Genomic DNA, 767 nt, shown 5'->3' with positions numbered 1-767 from the left:
CTTTGAATTAACTTTCCGAGATTGGGACGACGAAAAACAAAAATACTAAAGAGTAACCAATTTAATAAGCTTATACCATGTCCCAGTAGCTCAGCTGGATAGAGCACGATTGAGTAAGCTTCTCCGAATCAACTACAGCGTACCAATCGAGCCACATCTTTGAATTAACTTTCCGAGATTGGGACGACAAAAAACAAAAATACTAAAGAGTAACCAATTTAATAAGCTTATACCATGTCCCAGTAGCTCAGCTGGATAGAGCACGATTGAGTAAGTTTCTCCGAATCAACTACAGCGTACCAATCGAGCCACATCCTTGAATAAACTTTCCGAGATTGGGACGACAGAAAACAAAAATACTAAAGAGTCACCAAATTCATAACCTTATACCGTGTCCCAGTAGCTCAGCTGGATAGAGCAACGGCCTTCTAAGCCGTCGGTCGGGAGTTCGAATCTCTCCTGGGACGCTAACTAATGAAAAGGGATTCTATCATAGATTTTATATCTTTGATTAGAATCCCTTTGTTCTTTAATAAAAGAAGAAAGGTCACCGATCAGTTTCTCCTATATAAACATTTGAAACTAAAAAAATTTTTTGGTTCGGCTCTATAATAAATGTTGGGGTTTTCATACAATTTTGGTCAAAAAAAAGACACGCAACCCCGTCATTCTTTTATACTTGAATTGTCCAGAAACAAGCAAAAAGAATGGAGTTGCGTGTACTATGAATTCTATCATGAATATCCCAGGATTAAAAGACTGTCAGG

1 tRNA gene is annotated in these 767 nt (G+C 37.9%); it reads left to right on the top strand.

Annotation, left to right across the window (positions count from 1 at the left end):
* The first annotated feature begins 393 nt into the window (after window positions 1-393).
* Window positions 394-467, top strand: a tRNA-Arg gene (locus OEV82_RS09300).
* The last annotated feature ends 300 nt before the right edge of the window (window positions 468-767 follow it).

The organism is Pallidibacillus thermolactis (genome assembly GCF_025660415.1).
Classification (GTDB): Bacteria; Bacillota; Bacilli; order Bacillales; family Caldibacillaceae; genus Pallidibacillus; species Pallidibacillus thermolactis.
Note: the sequence above shows the minus strand (reverse complement) of the source record. Positions and strands in the feature narration are given on the sequence as shown.